Source organism: Vibrio sp. 10N.222.49.C12 (assembly GCF_041475025.1).
GTDB classification, from domain to species: domain Bacteria; phylum Pseudomonadota; class Gammaproteobacteria; order Enterobacterales; family Vibrionaceae; genus Vibrio; species Vibrio crassostreae_C.
The window spans coordinates 25,971-50,122 of sequence record NZ_JBFRVF010000064.1 but is presented as its reverse complement, the minus strand read 5'-3'; the positions used below and the strand labels follow the sequence as shown (position 1 = coordinate 50,122).

The 24,152-nt window shown below is 44.8% G+C and carries 25 protein-coding genes and 1 other RNA gene; 10 read left to right on the top strand and 16 right to left on the bottom strand.

Annotated elements, in window-relative coordinates:
• Positions 1 to 22: 22 nt before the first annotated feature.
• The 6 genes from lepB to rpoE form a co-directional block, all read right to left on the bottom strand.
• On the bottom strand, positions 23 to 919 hold the full coding sequence (gene lepB / locus AB4583_RS17880; protein WP_017068697.1) for a signal peptidase I: 897 nt from the start codon (positions 917 to 919) through the stop codon (positions 23 to 25).
• A gap of 245 nt (positions 920 to 1,164) precedes the next feature.
• Positions 1,165 to 2,958 (bottom strand): translation elongation factor 4, encoded by a 1,794-nt coding sequence (lepA, locus tag AB4583_RS17875; RefSeq protein WP_017059045.1) that lies wholly within the window; start codon positions 2,956 to 2,958, stop codon positions 1,165 to 1,167.
• 137 nt (positions 2,959 to 3,095) lie between these two features.
• Positions 3,096 to 3,566, bottom strand: a complete 471-nt coding sequence (locus tag AB4583_RS17870; protein WP_017059046.1) for a SoxR reducing system RseC family protein — start codon at positions 3,564 to 3,566, stop codon at positions 3,096 to 3,098.
• Positions 3,563 to 4,525: a sigma-E factor regulatory protein RseB gene (rseB, locus tag AB4583_RS17865; protein WP_017059047.1), complete on the bottom strand. Its 963-nt coding sequence runs from the start codon at positions 4,523 to 4,525 to the stop codon at positions 3,563 to 3,565. Before rseB ends, AB4583_RS17870 begins: the two co-directional genes overlap by 4 nt.
• Entirely contained in the window at positions 4,522 to 5,145 is a 624-nt protein-coding gene (locus AB4583_RS17860; protein WP_372118582.1) for an RseA family anti-sigma factor, read from the bottom strand. The genes rseB and AB4583_RS17860 overlap by 4 nt, the downstream gene beginning before the upstream one ends.
• Before the next feature lie 26 nt (positions 5,146 to 5,171).
• Positions 5,172 to 5,750: an RNA polymerase sigma factor RpoE gene (gene rpoE, locus AB4583_RS17855; protein WP_008223963.1), complete on the bottom strand. Its 579-nt coding sequence runs from the start codon at positions 5,748 to 5,750 to the stop codon at positions 5,172 to 5,174.
• Positions 5,751 to 6,139: 389 nt separating this feature from the next.
• On the opposite strand from rpoE, the gene nadB reads away from it, so the two are divergent.
• Positions 6,140 to 7,756 (top strand): L-aspartate oxidase, encoded by a 1,617-nt coding sequence (gene nadB / locus AB4583_RS17850; RefSeq protein WP_372118580.1) that lies wholly within the window; start codon positions 6,140 to 6,142, stop codon positions 7,754 to 7,756.
• Between the two features lie 135 nt (positions 7,757 to 7,891).
• On the opposite strand, the gene AB4583_RS17845 is transcribed toward nadB, so the two are convergent.
• Together AB4583_RS17845 and AB4583_RS17840 are read right to left on the bottom strand one after the other, a co-directional pair.
• Entirely contained in the window at positions 7,892 to 8,311 is a 420-nt protein-coding gene (locus AB4583_RS17845; protein WP_324295273.1) for a protein YgfX, read from the bottom strand.
• Positions 8,259 to 8,519 (bottom strand): succinate dehydrogenase assembly factor 2, encoded by a 261-nt coding sequence (locus AB4583_RS17840; RefSeq protein WP_004735374.1) that lies wholly within the window; start codon positions 8,517 to 8,519, stop codon positions 8,259 to 8,261. Before AB4583_RS17840 ends, AB4583_RS17845 begins: the two co-directional genes overlap by 53 nt.
• Positions 8,520 to 8,686: 167 nt before the next feature.
• On the opposite strand from AB4583_RS17840, the gene ygfZ reads away from it, so the two are divergent.
• The 3 genes from ygfZ to AB4583_RS17825 all read left to right on the top strand — a co-directional run bounded on the left by ygfZ (position 8,687) and on the right by AB4583_RS17825 (position 10,888).
• Entirely contained in the window at positions 8,687 to 9,658 is a 972-nt protein-coding gene (gene ygfZ / locus AB4583_RS17835) for a tRNA-modifying protein YgfZ (RefSeq protein WP_017059051.1), read from the top strand.
• Positions 9,659 to 9,662: 4 nt separating this feature from the next.
• Positions 9,663 to 10,124, top strand: coding sequence for an aminoacyl-tRNA deacylase (locus AB4583_RS17830; RefSeq protein WP_029235114.1), 462 nt, complete (start codon positions 9,663 to 9,665; stop codon positions 10,122 to 10,124).
• A gap of 557 nt (positions 10,125 to 10,681) precedes the next feature.
• On the top strand, positions 10,682 to 10,888 hold the full coding sequence (locus AB4583_RS17825; protein WP_009847660.1) for a DUF1107 domain-containing protein: 207 nt from the start codon (positions 10,682 to 10,684) through the stop codon (positions 10,886 to 10,888).
• Positions 10,889 to 10,999: 111 nt separating this feature from the next.
• Here AB4583_RS17825 and AB4583_RS17820 read toward each other — a convergent pair whose 3' ends face one another.
• The 3 genes from AB4583_RS17820 to AB4583_RS17810 are packed head-to-tail and all read right to left on the bottom strand — an operon-like array spanning position 11,000 to position 14,013.
• Entirely contained in the window at positions 11,000 to 12,223 is a 1,224-nt protein-coding gene (locus AB4583_RS17820) for an FAD-dependent 2-octaprenylphenol hydroxylase (RefSeq protein ID WP_017063203.1), read from the bottom strand.
• 11 nt (positions 12,224 to 12,234) lie between these two features.
• Positions 12,235 to 13,413, bottom strand: coding sequence for a 2-octaprenyl-6-methoxyphenyl hydroxylase (ubiH, locus tag AB4583_RS17815; RefSeq protein WP_017059054.1), 1,179 nt, complete (start codon positions 13,411 to 13,413; stop codon positions 12,235 to 12,237).
• A 24-nt stretch (positions 13,414 to 13,437) separates the two neighbouring features.
• Complete coding sequence (locus tag AB4583_RS17810; RefSeq protein ID WP_017059055.1) at positions 13,438 to 14,013, bottom strand: YecA family protein; 576 nt, start codon at positions 14,011 to 14,013, stop codon at positions 13,438 to 13,440.
• Between the two features lie 308 nt (positions 14,014 to 14,321).
• On the opposite strand from AB4583_RS17810, the gene zapA reads away from it, so the two are divergent.
• The 5 genes from zapA (at position 14,322) to serA (ending at position 17,681) form a co-directional block, all read left to right on the top strand.
• Positions 14,322 to 14,630, top strand: a complete 309-nt coding sequence (zapA, locus tag AB4583_RS17805) for a cell division protein ZapA (RefSeq protein WP_004735366.1) — start codon at positions 14,322 to 14,324, stop codon at positions 14,628 to 14,630.
• Positions 14,631 to 14,641: 11 nt separating this feature from the next.
• Positions 14,642 to 14,825: non-coding RNA, 6S RNA (ssrS, locus tag AB4583_RS17800), on the top strand.
• 6 nt (positions 14,826 to 14,831) lie between these two features.
• Complete coding sequence (locus AB4583_RS17795; protein ID WP_017059056.1) at positions 14,832 to 15,431, top strand: 5-formyltetrahydrofolate cyclo-ligase; 600 nt, start codon at positions 14,832 to 14,834, stop codon at positions 15,429 to 15,431.
• A 102-nt stretch (positions 15,432 to 15,533) separates the two neighbouring features.
• Positions 15,534 to 16,190 carry a ribose-5-phosphate isomerase RpiA gene (gene rpiA / locus AB4583_RS17790; protein ID WP_017059057.1) on the top strand — a complete coding sequence of 219 codons (657 nt, stop codon included), beginning with the start codon at positions 15,534 to 15,536 and terminating at the stop codon, positions 16,188 to 16,190.
• 261 nt (positions 16,191 to 16,451) lie between these two features.
• Entirely contained in the window at positions 16,452 to 17,681 is a 1,230-nt protein-coding gene (serA, locus tag AB4583_RS17785) for a phosphoglycerate dehydrogenase (protein ID WP_017059058.1), read from the top strand.
• Positions 17,682 to 17,793: 112 nt separating this feature from the next.
• Here the strand turns inward: serA and AB4583_RS17780 are convergent, their stop codons facing one another.
• Together AB4583_RS17780 and AB4583_RS17775 are read right to left on the bottom strand one after the other, a co-directional pair.
• Positions 17,794 to 18,507 carry an oxidative stress defense protein gene (locus tag AB4583_RS17780; protein WP_017059059.1) on the bottom strand — a complete coding sequence of 238 codons (714 nt, stop codon included), beginning with the start codon at positions 18,505 to 18,507 and terminating at the stop codon, positions 17,794 to 17,796.
• A gap of 111 nt (positions 18,508 to 18,618) precedes the next feature.
• Positions 18,619 to 19,515 carry a LysR family transcriptional regulator ArgP gene (locus AB4583_RS17775; RefSeq protein WP_372051299.1) on the bottom strand — a complete coding sequence of 299 codons (897 nt, stop codon included), beginning with the start codon at positions 19,513 to 19,515 and terminating at the stop codon, positions 18,619 to 18,621.
• Positions 19,516 to 19,657: 142 nt separating this feature from the next.
• Between AB4583_RS17775 and AB4583_RS17770 the strand changes: the two genes are divergently transcribed.
• Entirely contained in the window at positions 19,658 to 20,287 is a 630-nt protein-coding gene (locus AB4583_RS17770) for a LysE/ArgO family amino acid transporter (protein ID WP_017059061.1), read from the top strand.
• Between the two features lie 96 nt (positions 20,288 to 20,383).
• On the opposite strand, the gene mscS is transcribed toward AB4583_RS17770, so the two are convergent.
• The 3 genes from mscS to AB4583_RS17755 all read right to left on the bottom strand — a co-directional run bounded on the left by mscS (position 20,384) and on the right by AB4583_RS17755 (position 24,023).
• Entirely contained in the window at positions 20,384 to 21,250 is an 867-nt protein-coding gene (gene mscS, locus AB4583_RS17765) for a small-conductance mechanosensitive channel MscS (RefSeq protein ID WP_017063201.1), read from the bottom strand.
• A 377-nt stretch (positions 21,251 to 21,627) separates the two neighbouring features.
• The gene (fbaA, locus tag AB4583_RS17760) at positions 21,628 to 22,704 is read right to left on the bottom strand and encodes a class II fructose-bisphosphate aldolase (protein ID WP_010435694.1); all 1,077 of its coding nucleotides are present in this window, start codon (positions 22,702 to 22,704) and stop codon (positions 21,628 to 21,630) included.
• A gap of 155 nt (positions 22,705 to 22,859) precedes the next feature.
• Positions 22,860 to 24,023: a phosphoglycerate kinase gene (locus AB4583_RS17755; protein ID WP_017068708.1), complete on the bottom strand. Its 1,164-nt coding sequence runs from the start codon at positions 24,021 to 24,023 to the stop codon at positions 22,860 to 22,862.
• Positions 24,024 to 24,152: the final 129 nt, after the last annotated feature.

Sequence of the window (24,152 nt, the reverse complement as noted above, 5' to 3'; positions counted from 1 at the left end):
TCTCGATGTGTTATGTGATCGATTAATGAATCCCACCGATGCGATTAAAACGCACACCAGTAGGAATCCATGTTGGAAGTACACTGTCTGAACCGCGTTCGAATTCGAAGCTGATCCAAATAGCAACGGCCTTACCAACAAGGTTTGCTTCAGGGACAAAGCCCCAGTAACGGCTATCGGCACTGTTGTCACGGTTATCACCCATCACAAAGTACTGGCCTTCTGGAACGACCCATTCGTTAACACCATTGCGAGGCTGATATGCTTGTACACGATCGCGGCGCAATGGGTTAACTAAAATCTGGTGTTCTACGTCTCCAAGCTGTTCGTTCAGCTGAATCAGAGGCACACCATCTTGAATAAATTGGCTCTCTTCAACATTACTTAGTTTCACTGGTTCACAGCTACTTGTACCCTTCGCCTGAATGCAGATCTCTTTACGACTGCTGTAGCGAATGGTGTCACCTGGCATACCAACAACACGCTTGATGTAGTCGATGTTAGGCTGAGGTGGGTACTTAAATACGATTGAATCACCACGCTCTGGCTTGCCCGTTTCTACCAGTTGAGTGCGCCATACTGGGTCTTTTAGACCGTACGCGTACTTCTCTACCAAGATGAAGTCACCAACCAAAAGCGTTGGCATCATCGAGCCAGAAGGGATTTGAAACGGTTCATAAATAAATGAACGCAGAACCAAAACAAATGCAATTACCGGGAAAATGGACACACTGTTCTCAACCCACCAAGGTTGAGCCGTAACTTTTGCGCTAGTTTCAGCGTCTAGGCCATTCGATTGTGCTTCAACGTCAGCAAGCTTTTGCTGGCGCTTCTTCGCCCACACAAACTTTTCCAACGCCCATACAATGCCGGTCACTAGAGTTACGATCACTAAGATAAGCGAAAATGTATTAGCCATTGATATCCCTTAAATTTCATTTCTTTAAAAATAACGAAAGTGAAAGAGCATAACTCTTTCACTCTGCTTAATATTTCTAATTTGTATCAATCATGCTGACTAAATACTGGGAAGATTACGAAGGAAAAATCGTTTAGTTCGAGGCGCAAAGTGCAGTGACTAGTGGGCCTAATTGCAATCTTTGCAACAAAGAAATAAACGATTTTAACCAGTAATGTTCAGCAGATAGTTAGTGCGATTGATACCTAGTCTTTGCCAACATGAAGGATTGCAAGGAAAGCTTCTTGAGGCAGTTCAACGTTACCGATCTGCTTCATACGCTTCTTACCTTCTTTTTGTTTCTTAAGAAGTTTCTTCTTACGACTGATATCACCACCGTAACATTTTGCGATTACGTTCTTACGCAGTTGTTTCACTGTAGAACGAGCAATGATGTGGTTACCAATCGCTGCTTGAATCGCGATATCGAACATCTGACGAGGGATGAATTCTTTCATCTTCTCTACCAGTAGACGACCACGAGACTGAGCAATATCTTTGTGCGTAATGATAGCTAGTGCATCAACTGTTTCGCCATTCAGCAGTACGTCTACACGTACCATGTTTGATGGCTCGTAACGTTGGAAGTTGTAATCCAATGATGCATAGCCGCGAGACGTTGACTTCAGACGGTCGAAGAAGTCTAGAACTACTTCTGCCATAGGAAGATCGTACGTCACAGCAACTTGGTTACCGTGGTAGACCATGTCTACTTGTACGCCACGCTTCTCAACACACAGTGTGATTACGTTACCTAGGTAATCCGAAGGTACCAGAATATTACAGCGTGCAATTGGCTCACGAATTTCTTCTAGGTCATTAACCGCTGGCAGTTTAGCCGGGCTATCAACGTAAAGAACCGTTTTATCTGTTTTTACAACTTCATACACTACTGTTGGAGCAGTTGTGATTAGGTCTAGGTCGTATTCACGCTCTAGACGCTCTTGGATGATCTCCATGTGAAGCATTCCTAAGAAGCCACAACGGAAACCAAAACCAAGTGCTGCTGAACTTTCTGGTTCAAAGAACAGTGATGCATCGTTCAGGCTTAATTTGCCTAACGCGTCACGGAAGTTTTCGTAGTCATCAGATGATACAGGGAATAGACCAGCGTATACCTGAGGCTTCACTTTTTGGAAACCAGGTAGACGTTCAGTGCTGCCGCCTTTTGCAAGCGTCAACGTATCACCAACCGGTGCACCTAGGATGTCTTTAATACCACAAACAACCCAACCTACTTCGCCAGTATTTAGCTCTGTAGTATCGATTTGCTTAGGCGTGAAGATACCTAGACGGTCAACACCCCATACTTGGTCTGTCGACATTACTTTGATCTTATCGTTCTTCTTCAGCTTACCGTTTTTGATACGAACCAAAGAAACTACGCCAAGGTAGTTATCGAACCAAGAGTCAATGATCAACGCTTGTAGAGGCGCTTCAGGATCACCTTCCGGTGGCGGGATTGCCGTCACGATGTTTTCTAGAACATCATCAACACCCAAACCTGTTTTCGCAGAACAGCGAGTCGCTTCCATCGCATCGATGCCAACGATCTCTTCGATTTCTTCAGCAACACGTTCTGGTTCAGCAGCTGGTAGGTCAATCTTGTTCAAGATTGGCACTACTTCCAGTTCCATTTCGATTGCTGTGTAACAGTTTGCTAGAGTTTGTGCTTCAACACCTTGGCCAGCATCCACTACAAGTAGTGCGCCTTCACAAGCCGCTAGAGAACGAGATACTTCGTAAGAGAAGTCTACGTGTCCAGGAGTGTCGATAAAGTTAAGTTGGTAAGTTTCACCATCTTTAGCTTTGTAATCTAAAGTCACACTCTGCGCTTTAATTGTAATACCACGCTCGCGTTCTATATCCATAGAATCGAGGACTTGAGCTGCCATCTCACGTTCACTTAATCCTCCACAAACTTGGATTAAGCGGTCAGAAAGGGTCGACTTACCGTGGTCGATGTGGGCGATAATCGAAAAATTACGAATGTGCTTCATAGGCTTGGTGTGACTAAACTCTTTGAATAGGGATAATAAGAAAGCCGCGACGCGCCCAATCTACAGTCAGCATTGGTGGCGGCATTTCAATCAAGTTGGCAGATTCTACCCAATTTAAGGGCAAGAAGCATCATAAATTAGACGAGAGACTCACCTAGGATTCGAATCAAGACGACTTCTTGCTTGGATTTGTCTTCCATGGGTTTGGCTAACCGCTTCGCTAAGGCAATCCCACCAGCAGTAAACAGTGCTGCACTTAAGATAACAATGCCCTCGCCCCCCTGGAGTAAGGGTTGTAACAAGAGTTGCCCAAAACCAGCACCAATCATCAACATGAAAAGTGGGATGAGATAAACAATCGCCGCCGACTGAAGTAGGCTTTTTTCTGGAAAGCCAATTTCTACGATTTGTCCAGCTTTGACTAAGCTTTTGGTTTTAAGCTGCCAAAACAAAGATTTATTGCCAACAGCCTTGGTCACAATACCCGTACCGCAGTTTTTTTGAGAAGAACAGCTGCTACAACTGGTTTGTTGTTCGCAGCTCAATTGAACAAAGTATTGCTTACCTTTTTGTTCAACCGAGCTAACGGTCGCCAGCGCGGTCATCATTGCGCTTGTACCGATTTATTAAATGTAACTGACTGAGCAATACGTTTTGCAGTTGCCGGCGGAATGTCACCAACCACAGAGATCTCTTTATCGCCAATCACTAAGCTGTGCAAGGTTCTACGCCCTTGACGCACCAGCTGCCCTTTCAATGAATGCTCATCTTTTTCCGCGATATAAACCGAAAAGTTAAACAGTCCATCACTGAAAAGCTGACTTTCAACCATTTTATCGGTCGCAGCCATTTGATAGCGGCTAAGCTCTTTTGATTTAAACCCTTCAGGAATCCACGACGCTTGCCAGTTAGTTTCACTCACTAAGCCTTCCGGTAATGATAAAACTTTCGGCAATTGAGCTTGGCTCAAGCCACCCATAGCCTCAGCAATCTTATCGTTCACCACGTAAGAGATAGTGCGGTACTGTTCAAGCACTTCGCCATCACGATCCAAAAGGTCGGCACGCAAAGGAAGATTCGTTTTTTCGTCTACCCAAACCACGTAAGAGTAGCGAAGGCCATCTTTCGGCACGACACGCAGCACTTGAGTGGTGCTACCTGCTTCACGAGAGCGACCAACTTTCACAAAGTCGTAGTACTGATTCAGAGATTCGATATCTCGATTAATCATCGGAATAACAGGCGCAACCATGCTGCCTGACTGAATCGTAAATGGCTCTGTACCCGGCTCGATGTAGCTAACTTCGTTGCCACGTCGAATGACTTCACGAACAGGGCCGCTTAGATAAACAAGGTGTGCAAGTTGTTGGTCGTCGTTAACCGCATGGCGATAAACAAGAGGCTCAATACTGCTCTTCTTTATCAAAATGTAGGAGAGTTCGTAATTTAGATGCTGACTGGCCTCGTTCATTTGATGCAACAAGGCCTTTGCAGTGGTTTCCTCTGCAAAGGCTGTTGGAGACATCAAGCTGAACAGTGTCAGTGCACTGACCAGGATTTTCTTCATTCAATGTCCGATTCTAGATGTGCATCTTGCATTGGCGATGCATCACTGTTTAATCTTAGCTGCAGCTCATAATCTTCTAACAATGCATGAACGCGTTTGCGCTGCTCTTGCAAGTTAGCTTCAGATGCTGGTTTCTCAACAGAGTCACGCGTTAAACTTACTGGTTCCGCAGAACCGGCAAATGGAATCGTCTGGAGTACAGGCAACTGCTCTGGTGCTGCAGGGTCGCTACCACCATATTGTTGAACACCTAATACAACGGCTAATGAAACACACGCTGCCACGGCAACTTGTCCAAACTGTTGTAACCACGCCGGAAGCTGACGCTTCGCTTGCTGAGGTTTAGGTTGCTCTTCAATTGGAGCAACAGTAGGTTCAACATTCACTTGGTGCAGGTTCGACATTGAACCATGTGCAGGCTCGTTCTCAAGCGCTGCCGCTACACTATTAGCAATGTTCCACTCTGGAGTTTCTGGCGAATCCCCACGCATAACATCACCAATTAAATGGTAACTCTGCCAAGTATCTATGCTTTCTTGATCAGATTCTAGATCTACAATGAGAGCTTTATCGATCGTTTCACCATCCATGAGTGCCGAAAGCTTTTCTTTATCAGCCATTATTTTCACCATAATTATTACAAGTTCTAGCGTTGCAAAAGAGGTTTGATTTTCTTTTCCACCGCTTCACGAGCTCGGAAAATACGCGAACGTACGGTTCCTACAGGGCAATCCATTACTTCTGCAATCTCTTCGTAGCTCAAACCTTCGAGCTCTCGCAACGTCATTGCAGTTTTTAAGTCTTCTGGTAGCGCTTCAATCGCTCCAAAAACAACTTGTTTCAATTCTTTAGACAGCGTTAAGTTCTCAGGGTTCGATATTTCTTTTAACGCGCTGCCTGTTTCGTAATATTCTGCATCTTCTGCATCTACATCGGTTGCTGGCGGCCTACGGCTTTGGGCAACGATATGATTTTTAGCGGTGTTCACGGCAATTCGGTATAACCATGTATAGAAGGCACTCTCGCCACGAAAGTTAGGTATCGCGCGGTAAGCTTTAATAAAAGCTTCTTGTGCTACATCAGGTACATCACCGGAATTATTCACGTATCGAGAGATAAGATTACAAACTTTGTTTTGATACTTAACCACTAGTAAGTTAAATGCCTGCTTATCTCCACTCTGAACTCGCTCAATCAACACTTGATCGGTTAGCTGCTCGTTCATTCGAGCGGGTACTCCTATTGTTATAACCCTCACCTTCACAGATATGGGGACTAATTATGCGAAATGTAGTATTGACACCACCGTCTACAAGAGCACTATTGTGACTGAGCCAAATACCGAAAGTTCCAACTTTCTTAAAATTATTTGCCATTATTGTTTCACAATGTGATGTAATAAAAATAGCTATCCCTATCAATTTGGGGAAACTTGAGCAAAAGCAATGGTATTGAGCAATTAAATATTTCTAGATAGCTGTCTATATATTGATTTTGCATAGCGTTTAAGGATGACTCTGGAGAGATTATAACAGTCTTAGCCAAACTCCTAAAACAAGACAAAGTCAATTGAGAGTGGACAACTCGACTATAGCCCGGGATTTAATAAGTTTTATGAACGCAAACCGTGAACATCAGTGTGATGTATTAGTGGTAGGAAGTGGTGCGGCAGGCTTGTCATTAGCCTTACGCGTAGCAGAACATGCAAAAGTAATTGTATTAAGCAAAGGACCACGCAGCGAAGGATCGACGTATTACGCACAAGGTGGTATCGCCGCGGTGTTCGATGAGTCGGACAGTATTGAGTCTCATGTAGAGGATACTCAAATCGCTGGGGCTGGGTTATGCGAAGAAGATACAGTTCAATTCATTGCTGAAAATGCGAAAGAGTGTGTGCAATGGCTGATTGATGGTGGTGTTCCATTTGATAAAGATGAGAACAGCACAGAAGGCCAACCAAAATATCACCTCACTCGTGAGGGTGGCCACAGTCACCGCAGAATTCTGCACGCTGCCGATGCAACTGGCATGGCGATGCAAACCTCACTACAAGATAACGTCAACAACCACCCAAATATCGAGATCTTCGAGCGCCACAATGCGCTGGATTTGATCACGGAAGATAAGATTGGTGGTTCAAAAGACAAGGTGATCGGTGCCTACATTTGGAACCGTAACCAAGAACATGTTGAAACCGTGCGCGCTAAGTTTGTTGTATTAGCAACAGGCGGCGCTTCAAAGGTTTACCAATACACCTCTAACCCAGATGTTTCTTCAGGTGATGGTATTGCTATCGCTTGGCGTGCGGGTTGTCGTGTGGCAAACCTTGAGTTCAACCAGTTCCACCCAACTTGTTTATTCCACCCAGAAGCGCGTAACTTCCTACTAACGGAAGCACTGCGTGGTGAAGGTGCTTACTTGCGTCGTCCAGATGGTTCTCGCTTTATGAAGGACTTCGATGAGCGCGGTGAACTGGCGCCACGTGATGTGGTTGCTCGTGCAATTGACTTCGAAATGAAGCGCTTAGGTGCCGACTGTATGTATGTTGATATCAGCCACAAGCCTGAAGAATTCATCACATCGCACTTCCCGATGATCCATACTCGCTTGATGGACTTGGGCATCGACATGACCAAAGAGCCGATCCCTATCGTACCAGCCGCTCACTACACGTGTGGTGGTGTCATGGTGAATAAGCAGGGTCAAACCGACCTAACGAACTTGTATGCGATTGGCGAAGTGAGCTACACCGGCTTACACGGTGCAAACCGAATGGCTTCTAACTCACTGCTTGAGTGTGTGGTTTACGCATGGGCAGCAGCAAAAGATATCGTTGAGAACATCGACCAATCTCAACTGTGCGCTGAACTGCCAGCATGGGATGAAAGCCAAGTCACCAACAGTGATGAAGAAGTTATCATTCAACACAACTGGCACGAACTGCGCCTATTCATGTGGGATTACATGGGCATTGTTCGAACGGATAAACGACTAGAGCGAGCATTGCGTCGCATTCAGATGCTGCAACAAGAAACTCATGAGTACTACAGCTACTTCAAGGTTTCGAATAACCTATTAGAACTGCGTAACTTGCTACAAGTGGCAGAGCTAATGGTTCGTTGTGCAATGCAACGTAAAGAGAGCCGCGGCCTCCACTACACGTTGGATTACCCTGAACTTGCAGAAGACAGTGGCCCAACGATTCTGACGCCAGAGAAACGCCAATCATAATAATTGGTTAAACGTGCTTAGCGAATTAGCCGTCAGCGGAAAATGATTAAACGAAAGGGAGCCGAGTGCTCCCTTTTCTTTTGTCTAACGCTTTCTTTTATCTAATACTTTCTTTCATCGAATAGTTTGGCTTCTCTAGCGCGCTCGTTGTAAGTTCGCCAGAAAATGGCGATATTCTCGCTCGCAACAGCTGTCCCGCCAAAGCAGTACCGAGTGCCCACATTCAAACTGCAATTTAACGAAGAACTGCGCCCAGATCTTATCAACGGACTTGAGTCGGTAAGTTCGGTCATTGAGTCGAATATCACCATCCTCTCTGTAATCAAAACGCCCATAGACACTATTTAGAATCACATGATTGTTTCTGAACAAGCGGATCATTAAAGCTAAGCAATAAAGGCTGGCGGCAAGTGGAATAGAAGACAGGACGATGAAAAACAAAAGGCACCCAAAAATAGTGCCTTTTGCAAATAATGCGGAATATGAAGGGTTAAGCTGGAGCTTAACGAACCTTGCTGAGGTTGTGTGCGACAATTTTATCAACCATTGATGCATGGCCTAGGTTTTCACTGCGTCCGTGTCCCATCACCCAAGTAAACAAATCTGGGTCATCACACTCTAATAGAGAAACAAACTCGCGCTGTTCCTGCTCTTGCAATGAATCAAAACACTCTTCGAAAAATGGCATGATGACTACATCAAGTTCTAACATGCCGCGACGGCAACCCCATTTAATTCGTGCTTTCTGCTCTGCAGTGTACATTGGCTATCCTCACCTATAATTTTTCTTTCTCGGAGTGTAACAAGTCATACGCCCTGTAACTACTATGTGAGTCACAGTCCCTATCTAAGCTCACAAAAAAACCTAGGCTGACAAAGAAACAGAACCGGATTAACATAGAGCCAAATAAAATTCTTAGGAAAGATAAAATGGATTGGAAAAACACATTTCAGCCACTCGCTCATACGCAAAATGAATCGCTTCCAGAACTGATGATGACACACGTGTCAGACTGGAGCGCAATCACCATGATAGGCGATGACAAAAAGTCGTACCTACAGGGTCAAGTAACGTGCGATGTCGTCACTCTTCCTAATGATGAATCCACGTTAGGCGCGCACTGTGATGCAAAAGGAAAGGTATGGAGCATCTTCCGCCTGTTCCATCACAATGGCGGTTACGCACTCATGCAGCCTAAATCTGCGATTGAAGTAGAGCTGGTCGAAATCAAAAAATACGCCGTGTTCTCTAAGGTTGATATCGAGCAAACGACAGATGTTGTTATCGGTGTGATGGGCGCGTCTGCGGATCAATATATTGATTCAATTTCAGAAGGCCAAGGTAACGTGCGTGCTATCTCTGGTGGCACAGCGGTTAAAGTCTCAGACAATCGCTGGGCTCTACTTGTGACAGAAGAAGCCGCTGAAGCCTTGGTATCAAACAGCGCTGCGGAGAAAGTATCAGAAACACTTTGGCAATATCATGAAATTCTTGATGCTCAGCCTAACCTATCGAAAGCAGAGCAAAACGAGCACATCCCTCAAGCGCTTAACCTGCAAGCGATTGGCGGTATCAGCTTTTCAAAAGGCTGTTACACAGGTCAAGAAACGGTTGCTCGTGCTAAGTACCGTGGCATGAACAAGCGTGAGATGCGCATTGTGTCGGGCACAACTGCGGACGTGCTGTCGTTAGAAAACCCTATTGAACTGGAACGTAGTGTGGGTGAGAACTGGCGTGGCGCAGGCCGACTATTAAACGTCTATCAATTTGCTGATAACCGAGCGATTGGTTTGATGGTACTGCCAAACAACCTTGATGACGATGTTCAGCTGCGACTGACCGCGCAGCCTGATCAAACATGGAATATCCTGCCACTGCCGTACAGCCTTGACGACGAGTAACCACGTGGAAACGCAGATTACACAATGGCTGGATCAACAGCAGGTGAATTATCGCCTGCTGATGCAAAGCAAGCCAACCACCAGCATTGAAGAAACTGCACAAGAGCGAGGCATCGACGCCTCTCAAATGGTGAAGTGCATCCTGCTCAAGGATATGGGCAACCAGTATGCGTTAGCCTGTACTGCTGGCGATCGCTCTGTCGACCCCAAGAAAGTACGCTCGGTACTGAATTGCCGTCGAATGACCTGCGTGTCGCTCGCTGATGTTGAAGCGATCACCGGTTTTAAAGTGGGTTGTGTTGGTCCGCTCGCTCTCAAGAGACACATGCCGATCATTTTTGATCCTTCCATTCAAAACAACTCGACCGTAACCATTAGCTCCGGCGACCGAATGGCTGGCGTTGCGCTGGATCTCAATGATCTTATGGCGCTATGTGCACCGACCGTCGCGGACATCAGTCGATGATCGTTTAGATCATGCTTCGCAAACTTCATTTTAATATTTCATTGAGTACATTTTTAGTGTGAACCTCGTCATAAGAAGAACACACCATTAATAAATAGTTACTCAAAATAAAAGCATAAGTAGTCACGAAGTTAAATTTGCGTTATTGTAAATTTACTGACTAGCTATTAAGCAAATCAGTGCAAGTGAATCCACTGAGTAACATCAGTATCCACTTTTGTGTAATGCATCTGTGACTATTCGCCCGTTTTAGACGGGCTTTTTTTTGTCCGAAATTTACAATTTGATTACACAAACAAAAAAATCCCGCCTATTCTTATACTTGTAACATTATCACTGCTTAATACTGAACAGAAAAGTTCACGGCAGTTCACTACTCAGTATTATTTTGGGGAGGAGCTCACGTAAAAATAGATATTTACTGAAGAAAGTGCTTAGAACAGCACAAATATCTAATTAACGTCAACGCTACTGCATATAACTCCATGCTTATCACAATTATTATCTCGGAGTTTTTCTATAATATGCAGGCTAGGTAAATATAAGGATAATTAAGAATGAGACTGTTTAAGCGCTATACACCGAGTATGATTGCTAAACATGTAAGTCGACTTTTCAAAGGACGAATCTACATTTACGGCGTAGGAAAATTTGAGTTTGATAACGGTAAGCTAGTGCTACCAGACCGAGCAGAAAAACGTCACTTTCAAACAGTGAAAGAAATAAATAGTGAAATCATGAAACTGCGCTGCGCGTACGCATGACCTGATTATCTACAGAATTAAAAACAAAAAGGGTTGGCATTATGCCAACCCTTTTTTCGTACCAATTTTCGTATCAATGATGATTCGATATACCACCAGAACACTATGTCATTATCGATGAGTCACTGGACGCTTAGCTAAGTCAGGAAGATTGCCAGACAAACCCAGTGCGCGCTTCATGATCTCATCTTTCGCACCCGGTAATTGGCCCGCAAGCTTCATACCAATGCCACGAATCAGCTTCTTAGCTGGGTTATCGCCTTCAAACAGATCTTTAAAGCCCTGCATTGAAGCAATCATTTTCGCCGCCTCTGCTTTTCTCCAGCGCTCGTAGCCGCGAAGATTACGCTTGGTGCCAATGTCTTCACCCGCAGACCATAGCTTTAACAGCTCTTGCGCTAGGCTTGCTGCGTCTAATAGGCCAAGGTTCACGCCCTGCCCTGCTAATGGGTGAATGGTATGAGCAGCATCACCAACCAAAGCCACACGCTCTACCGCAAAGTCACGCGCATAACGCATGCGCAGTGGGAAGGCAAAACGGTCACCAACCACTTCACATAAGCCCAGCTTTGCATCGAACTCAGCTGTTAACTGCTTGTTGAATTCAGCATCCGACATTGATACGAGGTTCTCGGCACGATTTGGTTCCGTAGACCAAACAATCGAGCTCATGTTGCTTGGTTGCATTGGTAGGAATGCCAATGGGCCTTGAGGCGTGAAGATTTGACGAGCAACGCTGTGGTGCGGCTCTGTGGTTTTGATGTTCGCGACAATCGCACTGTGTCCGTAATCCCAATGTGTTAATGGGATATCTTGCTGCTTACGAACCCAAGAGTTTGCGCCGTCTGCTCCAACAACTAACTTAGCTGTCAGTGCTTGACCATTGTCCAATGTTAACCAAGCTTCACTTTCACCAATCGCCATCGTTTTACACGTTGCGGGCATATACAGGCTGACGTTGTCTTGTTTCTTAACCTGATCAAGCAGCGCTAATTGAATCACACGGTTTTCAACGATATGACCAAGATTAGGCTGAGCCAAGCGTGTCGAGTCAAACTCAATACGAGCGAAACTGTCTTGTTCCCACACTTCCATCGCTTGATACGGTGCAGCGCGTCTTTGTTCGATACCTTGCCATGCACCTAGGTTACGAAGAATCACTTCACTAGAACGACTCAACGCGGATACACGCACATCAGGCAGCTCACTCAGCCCTTCACTAGGCGCTCTGCCTTCAATGACAGCGATTCTTAGGTCACTGTCTTTTAGGGCAGCAGCAAGCGCTAGGCCAACCATGCCACCACCAACAATCGCGATATCAACACTTTGCATCATTATTTATTACCTTATCTTTCTACTAGGCCAAGCGTATGACGCAAAAGTGGACCTTTAAGTGGTGGAAGGTTATCTATTACGGCTAACCCAAGATTACGCCCAATGCGAGCGGTCATATAATCGTTTGAGAACAGGTGAACTAGGCTTGAAGTCAACGTGATCGTTGCGTCTCGGTCTTGTTCTCTACGCTTTCTAAAGTTAACAAGACCACGGTAACGACCTACATCATCTAACTGGGTACACAACTCTTCTGCCAAGGAAGCCACATCTCGGATGCCTAGGTTAAAGCCTTGCCCCGCAATTGGGTGAAGCGTTTGAGCAGCATTACCAACAATGGCAAATCGATGAGAGATATTTTGCTGTCGGTGACGAAGAATCAGAGGGTAACTCGCGCGCTTGCCGACCTTCTCTAATCGGCCAAGTCGCCAGCCAAAGTCATTCTGCAATTGCTCAAGAAATTCATTGTCGTTTAGCGTCATCACTTTTTGTGCTTGCTCTGGTGTTAAACACCAAACCAACGATAAACGGTTGTCACTCATCGGTAATAGAGCAACTGGCCCATGATGGGTAAAACGCTCAAATGCGCGACCTTGGTGAGGTTCACTCGCCACAATATTGGCAATCACAGCGACTTGCTCAAAGTCGTGCTCACTCAATGAGATATTGAGCTGTTGGCAACAGGTTGAGATTGCACCGTCAGCAGCAACCAGTAACTTAGTGGTTACTGTTTGCCCACTTGTCAGTTCAATCGTCGTCAACGCTTCTTCACGTTCAACTTTACTAACAGACTCAGGACAAAGCATGGTAATTGCCGCTTCTGATTCAAGTTTCTGCTGATAGATTCGACCCACATCTGCTAACTCGACCACGTAGCCAAGCGCATCTACAGCAAGCTCTTCACTGTAGATGTCTGTCATTCCGGCATGCCCGCGATCCGAAACATGGATATCTTTAATCGGGGTCGCGACCGGAGCGATAGATTGCCATAAGCGCAAAGAATCCAGGATCTGCACCGTGCCATAGGACAAAGCAATCGAACGAGAATCAAACCCAGGGTGAGCTTGATGATCAACCTGATAAGGCTCCACTACCGCAATCGACAGTGAACCTTGGCTTAGGTGATTCAAAGCAAGGGCTAAGGTTGCCCCTGCCATTGCGCCACCAGCAATTACAACATCATACTGAGCCATCATAACCTCAAACCAGCCAACGAATTAATGAATGGTAGGCGCCGCATCTTCAGATGGGCGAGCACCAAATTCAGCATGAATCGTTAGTGCACACGCTTTTACGTGCTCAATAACGTGCTCTAGAAGCTGCGCTTGCTCTTCCAGATCATCTTCTTCGTCAATGCCTAGCTTAGCCATCTCTTCTAGATCAGCTAATGCTTCTTTTGTACTGTCAGACGCTTTGTTCAATTGAGCGCCAACCAAGCCTAGACCAGTAATGAAATGGTTAATCCAATCAGACACACCATCAGCCAAGTCAAATAGGCTTGCGCTTGCGTCTTCGTCAGGCAGCAACATAGACAATTCCATACCCGAACCTGTGATTTCACTGGTCGTTACTTTCAGTGTCGCTTCCGCTAGCGTTAATGCGCGATCTGGCCAACCCATGCCTTCATTGGTGTAATCGAAGATCAGTGGTTGCCAGCTTTTATCTGCAAGGCTTAAGCCTCCGCTTAACATACCCGTTAATAAACCGTGCATCTCAGCAGGGGTTACGGCTAGACTTGCCGATTGAAGTTCAGTCGCAACCGTTAGGTAGTCAGGTAAAGTAGTTTCGCTCATCAGATAGCTCGCTCAGTTATTCTTTATATCGATAGTATAATCGTACCACTTCACCCCAATTCTGGTAAGCATCGATCCCCAGCAATTGAAGGATGACTGACTACCAATTGTTCAATTTGCTGAATTACTGTGTGCTCAAGCTCTCATTTACAAACAGTCACTCTGAAAAGCTTGAATCTTAATAGCGGTTTACCTATAGTTTCTCCCTCAGAGGAGATTGCTTCCTCATCGGTACTTGCACTTTTTCTTTCTCAAAAAATGGCGAAGGGCAACAGCCTTAAAATAGCGCGTTAAAGAGTTCATCCATCATGAGTAATCAAGCGGTAGACGTTGAAATATTAGGAAAACTGACTCGAGTGAATTGTCCACCAGGGCAAGAAGAGTCATTGATTGCAGCGGCGGCCGATCTTGATAATCGATTGAAAGAGATGGCTGAACGTACTAAGGTAACCAATGAAGTGAAGCTGCTGACTATCGCAGCTCTGAATATTTGCTACGAATTACAAACCAAGAAGTTTGAAGCAAATGATGAACAAAACGCACTGACCGAGCGAATGGAACAGCTCACGACATCACTTTCAGATGTCCTCAGTAAAGTTAAGCACGGACAGCAATAGCGTACACAAAATTTACCCTGGAGTGTTTGTCAGAGGATTCACGTCCCCGAGCCGATAAGCAATCCCTAAGGGTTAGTACTTGAGTGCTATTGAGCATGCTCGGCCCGACCGAGAAGCCTACGGTAATCATTGCTGATCCGCCTTGAACTCGCTGGTTCAAGGGCCATCTATTCTCAACGGCACTTTGGGGTATCCCTTCTTATGAAGACGCTCACACGCAGCGAATTTCGCAAACAGATCCGTATCAAACGCAATGCCTTATCTGGCGACCAACAAACTCAATCCGGTATCGACTTAGTTAAGCAGTGCATGCAGCTTGATGAAATTCAGTCTGCTCAGCATATTGCCCTCTATATCTCTATCGATGGCGAACTCGATACTCAGCCTTTAATCGAATGGTTATGGGCGCAAGGTAAGCAAACTTATTTACCAGTATTGCACCCCTTCTCTGCCGGGCACCTGCTGTTTTTACACTACTCGCCAACCACACCGACGGTCTTGAATAAGTACGGTATTGTCGAACCTCAGCTCAATCAAATGCTGGTTAAACCTTGTCAGCAACTCGACCTTATTCTTACGCCCCTTGTCGGCTTTGACTCCCATGGCCATCGTTTAGGTATGGGCGGCGGATATTACGATCGCACCTTGGCAAAGTGGTTCGAGACGGGCGAAGGTGCAGCTCCTATTGGTTTGGCTCATGATTGCCAACATGTTGATACGCTACCGATTGAAGAATGGGACATTCCGTTACCTAAAATCGTGACTCCGAGTAAAACTTGGCAATGGGAAAACAACCATTAAAGCGCTATAATCGCGCCGCAAACGTTAACCTCGATATATAAACGTTAACTTCAATACGCGAACGATTAATTCAAAGCGCAAGACCTTATTCAGGAGAATGGCATGACTCAAGATGAAATGAAAAAAGCAGCTGGCTGGGCAGCACTTCAATATGTTGAAGAAGGCAGCATTGTAGGTGTAGGTACTGGCTCTACAGTAAATCACTTCATCGACGCACTAGGCACAATGAAAGACAAAATCAAAGGTGCGGTTTCAAGCTCTGTTGCTTCAACGCAGCGACTAGAAGAGCTAGAGATCAAAGTGTATGAGTGTAACGATGTCGCTAAGCTAGACATCTATGTTGATGGCGCAGATGAAATCAACCCAACTCGCGATATGATCAAAGGCGGCGGCGCTGCTTTGACTCGTGAAAAAATCGTAGCGGCTATCTCTGATAAGTTTGTGTGTATTGTTGACGGTACTAAAGCAGTTGATGTGTTGGGTAAATTCCCACTGCCTGTTGAAGTAATCCCAATGGCACGTTCATACGTGGCACGTGAGTTGGTTAAGCTTGGTGGTGACCCAGTTTACCGCGAAGGCTGCACAACCGATAACGGCAACGTGATCCTAGATGTGTACGGCATGGCGATCGAAAACCCGAAACAACTAGAAGATATCATCAATGGTATAGCTGGTGTGGTGACGGTTGGTCTGTTCGCTCACCGTGGTGCTGATGTGGTTATCACCGGCACGCCTGAAGGTGCAAAAATCGAAGAATAAATAATAGAAGATTGAGTTTTTCTGTTACTTCATTACATACGGTGCCCTAGGGCGCCGTTTTTTTTGCTTTATTGCTGTAAAATTATGTCTTATTCCGTAATTTTCTTACCCAAAACATTTTTTTTTTGTTACTTTATTGTTCAGAAGACGCACAGGGAAAACGTTTGTCTCCTAACAAAGTGGTGAATTTGTTCCCCTTTCAGCCATTTTGTAGCACGTGCGCCGCATTTGCCCAACCTTTCCATTTTAAGGACGAGAACAATGGCCAAAGTTTCACTGGAAAAAGAAAAAATTAAAATTCTACTTCTAGAAGGTCTTCACCCTTCTTCTGTAGAAGTACTGCAAGCCGCTGGTTACACAAACATTGAGTACCACAAAGGCTCGCTACCGGAAGATGAACTTCTTGAAGCAGTAAAAGATGCTCATTTCATTGGTATTCGTTCTCGCACTAATATCTCCCAAGAAGTTATTGATGCAGCTGAAAAGCTGGTTGCCGTCGGTTGTTTCTGTATTGGTACTAACCAAGTCAACCTTCAAGCAGCAGCAAAACGCGGTATCCCTGTGTTCAACGCACCGTTCTCAAACACTCGAAGCGTTGCTGAGCTCGTTCTTGGTCAGGTTCTATTGCTACTACGTGGCATTCCAGAAAAGAACGCGCTTGCACACCGTGGCATCTGGAAAAAGAGTGCCGACAACTCTTACGAAGCCCGTGGTAAGCGTTTAGGTATTATTGGCTACGGTCACATCGGTACTCAACTGGGTATTATTGCTGAAAACCTTGGCATGCGTGTTTACTTCTACGACATTGAAAACAAACTGTCTCTGGGTAACGCAACGCAAGTTCATACCATGACGGAATTACTGAACAAGTGTGACGTAATCTCTTTGCATGTACCTGAAACCAACGAAACAAAAGACATGATGGGTAAAGAAGAGTTCGAGCGCATGAAGCCTGGTTCTATCTTTATCAACGCAGCTCGTGGCACGGTAGTCGATATTCCTGCTCTGTGTGGCGCTCTGGAGTCTGGACACCTTGCAGGTGCGGCTATTGATGTTTTCCCAACAGAACCAAAAACCAATGCAGACCCGTTTGAGTCTCCATTAATGCAGTTCGATAACGTGATCCTAACGCCTCACGTGGGTGGTTCAACTCAAGAAGCACAAGAGAACATTGGTGTTGAAGTTGCTGGTAAGCTAGCGAAATACTCTGATAACGGCTCTACGCTATCAAGTGTTAACTTCCCTGAGGTATCACTACCACTGCATACTGGAACGTCTCGTTTATTACACATTCACGAAAACCGCCCAGGCATCCTAACTCAGATCAACACCATCTTCGCTGAGGAAGGGATCAACATCGCGGGTCAATACCTACAGACTGCGGCTGATATGGGTTATGTCGTTATCGATGTAGAAGCCGATCGCTCTGAAGAAGCACTGCTTAAACTGAAAGAGATCGAAGGCACAATCCGTGCTCGTCTTCTTCACTAATCATCGCACTCAAAATGCATAAAAAAGGCTCTCATCATGAGAGCCTTTTTAGCATTTGGCCTATCGTAGGTAATTAGGTCGTCATGATCCAAAACCTTCTATAGCACTGTCATTACTCTTCGATCTGGTAGATCACATTCACGCGATCACGAATGGTGATCGTTGAGTCTTCATAAGAGTTCGATTCTGTTCTTGCATCCATCGCCATTGAACGCATGAGTACTGGCTGAGAAGATTGGGCGTTGTAATCCACGCGCCATACATCACCTAACTCGCGCTCAAAACCACTCGCCAATGATTTAGCTTTTGATGTCGCATCTTTAATGGCTTCTAAGCGCGCTTGCTCTTGATACTTAGCTTGGTCGCGAACTTGCAGTTGGATGTTGTCGATCTGATTAATGCCTTCTCCAATCGCAATATCCATGTACTCATTAAGATTAGCTAGCTCAGTCACTTGAACGGTCACATTACGTGAGGCGCGGTAGCCAACCAGTTCCGGTTTGCCATCTTTCGGGTAATGATATTGAGGAGATAAATACAGGTTAGAGCTGTGTACACTCGCCTCATCAACACCAGCTTGATGCAGCTTGTTTAGAAAGCCTGTCACGACTTTATCAACGGTATTTTTAGCCTGTTCAGCAGTCATCGTCGATTCCACGACTCTCACAGAGAATGTCGCCATATCAGGTGTAGCGATCACTTCACCATAGCCTGTCGTTGAAATATGAGGAAAGGATGGAGAGTCAGCCAATGATGGAAAACTCACAGCACTCAACGCCGCAGTAAGAGTAAGAGACGTTGCTAACATCTTTGGTACAAGCTTCATTAGGTATGACCTATGCTAAACAAATGTCCTTTCATCATAGAGCAATTTATCGTTTAGCCAATCCAGAGCACACACTTCTAACAGAACTTTGACGCTGAAAAAACCAACAGTTTACTGAGGTAAGTGATTGTGAGCAAAACTCAATATTGCTTGGGATACCTCTTTTAATACTCCGCTCTCAAGCTGCCAATGGTGCCAATAGATGCGATAAGAGAGCAGAAAGCCAGGGGTAATATCAATCAGAGCACCAGACTCGAGCTCATCGATAATCTGTAATCGGGGGATCAAGCAATAGGCTACACCCGATAATGCCAAGCGCACAAATGCTTCTGAACTGCCGACTGTATGATTGATCACACTGTCTCTCGGGACGTTAAAATGATCATGCAGAAACTTCTTATGCAGATCATCGTATTGATCATAGGAAACCGCAGGTGCTTTGCTTAAGGTGGCGTAGTTTACGCCCTCTGCAAAGTAACGCTGATGAAAGTCAGGGCTAGCCACGCACACATAATCCATCCTACCGAGATAGTCAGCACTGCAGCCAGGAATCGCTTGAGACTCCAAACTGATTGCACCGGCCACCTCGCCACTTTTAATCTTTTCAATGGTTCTCGACTCACCATGAATCGCGAGGTTCAACTCGACTTGGCGAGACTTAATCACATCCGACAAAGCTGGTAGCAACCATGTCGCCAAACTATCAGCGTTGGTGGCTATGGATATCGATAGTGGTTGATTACCCTCTTCATTCATCAACTCAGGCACAAGCTCGTGCTCTAACAAACGAACACGGCGATATAAGCCCAGTAGTTTTTTACCCGCAGGCGTTGGCCTAGGCGGGCTTTCTCTCACCAAGACTGGCTGAGCCAACCACTTTTCCAGCTGTTTGATGCGTTGAGATACCGCCGACTGGGAGATATATAACTGCTCAGCAGCCCTTTCGAAACTACGTTGTTTTACTACAGCATCCAGTGCTTCAATCCATTTATAATCCAATCCGCGCATCAATTTGCTTCCTTTTTAAGCTAACTCATCACCACATTAGCAACTCTAATAATGGATTAAAATCATTAATTATACTTATTTAAAGGGTCAGAGTATCTTCGCCATATAGCACGTAAATATCGTTAAATAAGTGGAGGTTAAAATGAGTTTTTGGGTTTTATTACAAGGTTTTGGTCTAGGGGCAAGTATGATTATCCCTATTGGCGCTCAGAATGCGTACGTCCTAAATCAAGGGATAAAACGCAATCATCATTTAACGACAGCAACGATTTGTAGCCTGCTCGATACTCTGTTTATCTCATTAGGCATTTTTGGCGGCGGAGCGATCTTGTCGCAAAATGAATTACTGCTTACCTCAGTGACACTAGGTGGCATCGCTTTTCTGACTGTGTATGGTTTGCTCTCACTACGCAGTGCATTCAAAGTGCGCACCAGTGATGAGTCGAAAGGTGAGATATTAGCGCGTGGCAAGCGCACCGTTATTTTAGGGGCATTGGCAGTGACAGTATTAAACCCACATCTCTATTTGGATACCGTGGTAATTCTTGGATCCATTGGTGGGCAATTTGAAGGCAACGACAGAATTGCATTTGCTATGGGGACTATATTGGCTTCGTTCGTCTGGTTCTATTCTTTGTCATTAGGCGCTGCAAAACTAGGCCCGACGCTATCTAAACCTAAGGTTAAGAAAGGCATTGATATCGCAGTCGCAACCATGATGTTCGCCATAGCAACGGTGCTTACCGATGGACTTATTGAGCAATACTGGTAAATCTATTTAGCTTCATGAAACCAACAAAAAAGGCGGATAACCTAAGTTATCCGCCTTTCCTTATAAAAGCTTATAGTTATAAAAACTAACTAGGAATTAAGCTTCTACTTTATTCATGTGTACATCCATTTGCGGGAATGGAATTTCGATACCCTCGTTATCCAAGCCTTCTTTGATTGCTTGCATCAGGTCGAAATAAACATTCCAGTAGTCAGCAGTGCTAACCCATGGACGAACAACGAAGTTAACTGAAGAATCAGCAAGCGTATGAACACCAACTTGAACGCCAGGTTCTTTCAGTACACGCTCATCAGATTCACAGATCTTAGTCAGTAGCGCTTTTGTCTTCTGAAGATCAGCGTTGTAAGAAACACCAATCATTAGATCAATACGGCGCGTCGCATGACGAGAATAGTTTGTGATTGGGCTGCCGATAACGCTACCGTTAGGTACTACAACCATTTTGTTGTCTGGCGTTGTTAGAACCGTTTGGAAGATTTGAATAGAATCAACTGAACCTGCCACACCACCAATTTCCACATAGTCACCAGACTTAAATGGACGGAATGCAACGATAAGTACACCAGCAGCAAAGTTAGATAGTGAGCCTTGTAGTGCAAGACCAACGGCTAAACCAGCCGCACCAATAACAGCAACTACAGATGCCGTTTGAACACCTAAACGACCAAGTGCAGCAATTAAAACAATCACAAACAACAAGTAACGAACTAAACCATGGACGAACTCCACAACTGCTCGGTCCATTTTCTTCTTCTGAAGAACCTTAGACACGCTATTCGCTACTGCTTTAACAATAAGGTTACCAATAAATAGAATTATCAGTGCTGAAATGATATTTACGCCATATTGGATAAATAAATCTGAATTATTTGTTAACCACTGCTCTGCTTGAGACAAACCATCCACAAGTGGAGTCTCAATCGCTGTCGAACTATCAGCCATAATGTGCATCCTCTATATAATATGCTATGGGCTAAACTGCCTTAAGCCTCATTTACTCTGCAATATAATAAACAGTGTAATTACCGTTAAGTCATTGTGTTAAAAGTAAATTAAAGCCAAGTCCTTTTTATAAACTGAACCAAGTTCAGTTTTTCGGCACGATATCCTATCTTTGACAGATTGCAAAGTCATATTTATGTAAGCTTTTGAATTATTAAAACTTACCGATAAACACAAATACCGATAACTAAAAGACTACGAAATTTATTCACCGCACGCTAGGTTTTTCACATATTTAGTACAAGTTTTTATCAGATATAAAAAAACCCGCTCAATGAGCGGGTTTTTAAAACTTAAAGAGTACTTAATTCAAAGAATTAAAGTACGTCTACAGCGTTAAGGTCAGCAAATGCTTTCTCTAGACGAGCAACCATTGAAGCTTGACCAGCACGTAGCCATACGCGTGGATCGTAGTACTTCTTGTTTGGAGCAGCTTCGCCAGTTGGGTTGCCGATTTGACCTTGTAGGAAATCGAAGTTGTCAGCAGAGTACTGACGGATACCGTCCCAAGTTGCCCACTGTGTATCAGTATCGATGTTCATTTTGATAACACCGTAGCCGATAGACTCTTGGATTTCTGCTTCAGAAGAACCAGAACCACCGTGGAATACGAAGTTTAGAGCGTTAGGTGCGATACCGAACTTCTCTGCACAGTATGCTTGAGAGTCACGTAGGATAGTTGGAGTAAGTACAACGTTACCAGCTTGGTAAACACCGTGTACGTTACCGAAAGATGCAGCGATAGTGAAACGTGGGCTAACAGCCATTAGTTTCTCGTAAGCGTATGCTACGTCTTCTGGAGAAGTGTAAAGCTCAGATGCGTCCATATCAGAGTTATCAACGCCGTCTTCTTCACCACCAGTACAACCAAGTTCGATCTCGATTGTCATGTTCATTTTAGCCATGCGCTCTAGGTACTTAGCACATGTTTCGATGTTCTCTTCTAGCGACTCTTCAGAAAGGTCTAGCATGTGAGAAGAGAATAGAGGCTTACCAGTTTGTGCGAAGAACTCTTCACCAGCGTCTAGTAGACCGTCGATCCATGGAAGAAGTTTCTTAGCAGCGTGGTCAGTGTGCAGGATAACTGGAACACCGTAAGCTTCAGCTACAGCGTGTACGTATTTTGCACCAGCTACAGCGCCAAGAACTTGTGCGCCTTGACCTTCAAGTTTAACGCCTTTACCTGCGAAGAATGCAGCGCCGCCGTTAGAGAACTGAACAACTACTGGAGCTTTAACTTTAGCAGCTGCTTCTAGTACTGCGTTTACAGAGTCAGTACCAACAACGTTTACAGCAGGAAGAGCAAATTTGTTTTCTTTTGCTACTTCAAATACTTTCTGTACGTCATCGCCAGAAATCACACCAGGTTTTACAAAATCGAAGATCTTAGACATGGAAATAGTCCTATTTATTCTATCGTTTTAAGATTAAAAAACTTAAGTTTAAAAACTTGCAATCGTTTGCTCACAACTTATGCCATTCTAGCAAAAAAGTGTGATATGCAGCAAACGTTAAAAGGCGAGATTCACATCTCGCCTTTCTAAATCAATTATGCTTTAGCACGCTCTTCAAGCATTGCTACTGCAGGAAGTACTTTACCTTCAACGAATTCAAGGAAAGCGCCACCGCCAGTAGAGATGTAAGAAACGTCAGCTTTGATACCGAACTTATCGATAGCTGCTAGCGTGTCACCACCACCTGCTACAGAGAAACCTGCAGACTCAGCGATTGCTTTAGAGATACCAGCTGTACCCGCTTCGAAGTTCTTGAATTCGAATACGCCTACAGGGCCGTTCCAAAGGATTGTTTTCGCGTTGCCGATGATTTCAGCTAGTGCCGCAGTTGAATCTGGACCAAGGTCGAAGATCATGTCGTCGTCTTGAACTTCAGAAACGTGCTTGATTTCAGCTTCTGCGTTTTCGTCGAATGCTTTAGCACATGCAACGTCAGTTGCTACTGGGATAGCACACTCTTTCATTAGCTTTTGAGCCGTTTCAACTAGGTCAGCTTCGTATAGAGACTTACCTACGTTGTGGCCTTCAGCAGCGATGAATGTGTTCGCGATACCACCACCAACAACAAGTTGGTCAGCGATTTTAGATAGAGACTCAAGAACTGTTAGCTTAGTCGATACTTTAGAACCACCAACGATAGCAACTAGCGGACGCTCTGGGTTGTCCATTGCTTTGCCAAGAGCTTCAAGCTCAGCAGCAAGAAGAGGACCAGCACATGCTACAGGAGCGTGAGTACCAACACCGTGAGTAGATGCTTGTGCACGGTGAGCTGTACCGAATGCGTCCATCACGAAGATGTCACATAGCGCAGCGTACTGCTTAGAAAGTGCTTCTTCGTTCTTCTTCTCACCTTCGTTGAAACGAACGTTTTCAAGAACAACTAGCTCACCAGCGTTTAGCTCTAGGCCGTTTAGGTAATCTTTAGCTAGTTTAACTTCGCAATCTAGTGCGTCGTTTAGGTAGTTAACTACAGGAGCTAGAGAGAACTCTTCGTTGTATTCGCCTTCAGTAGGACGACCAAGGTGAGAAGTAACCATTACTTTTGCACCAGCTTCTAGGCAAAGCTTGATAGTTGGTAGAGATGCTAGGATACGTGCATCTGAAGTTACTTTACCGTCTTTTACTGGTACGTTTAGGTCAGCACGGATAAATACGCGTTTACCTGCAAGTTCCAGGTCAGTCATCTTGATCACAGACATGATTTGTCCTCTCAAATTTAAATAAAAATAAAGTTTTGGAAACTCAGCAACCCTGCTAAGCCTATAAATTATTCAACTGGTAATTCTTTCACTACTAATAATATGTGGACTCTTAGTATTTATTTCAAG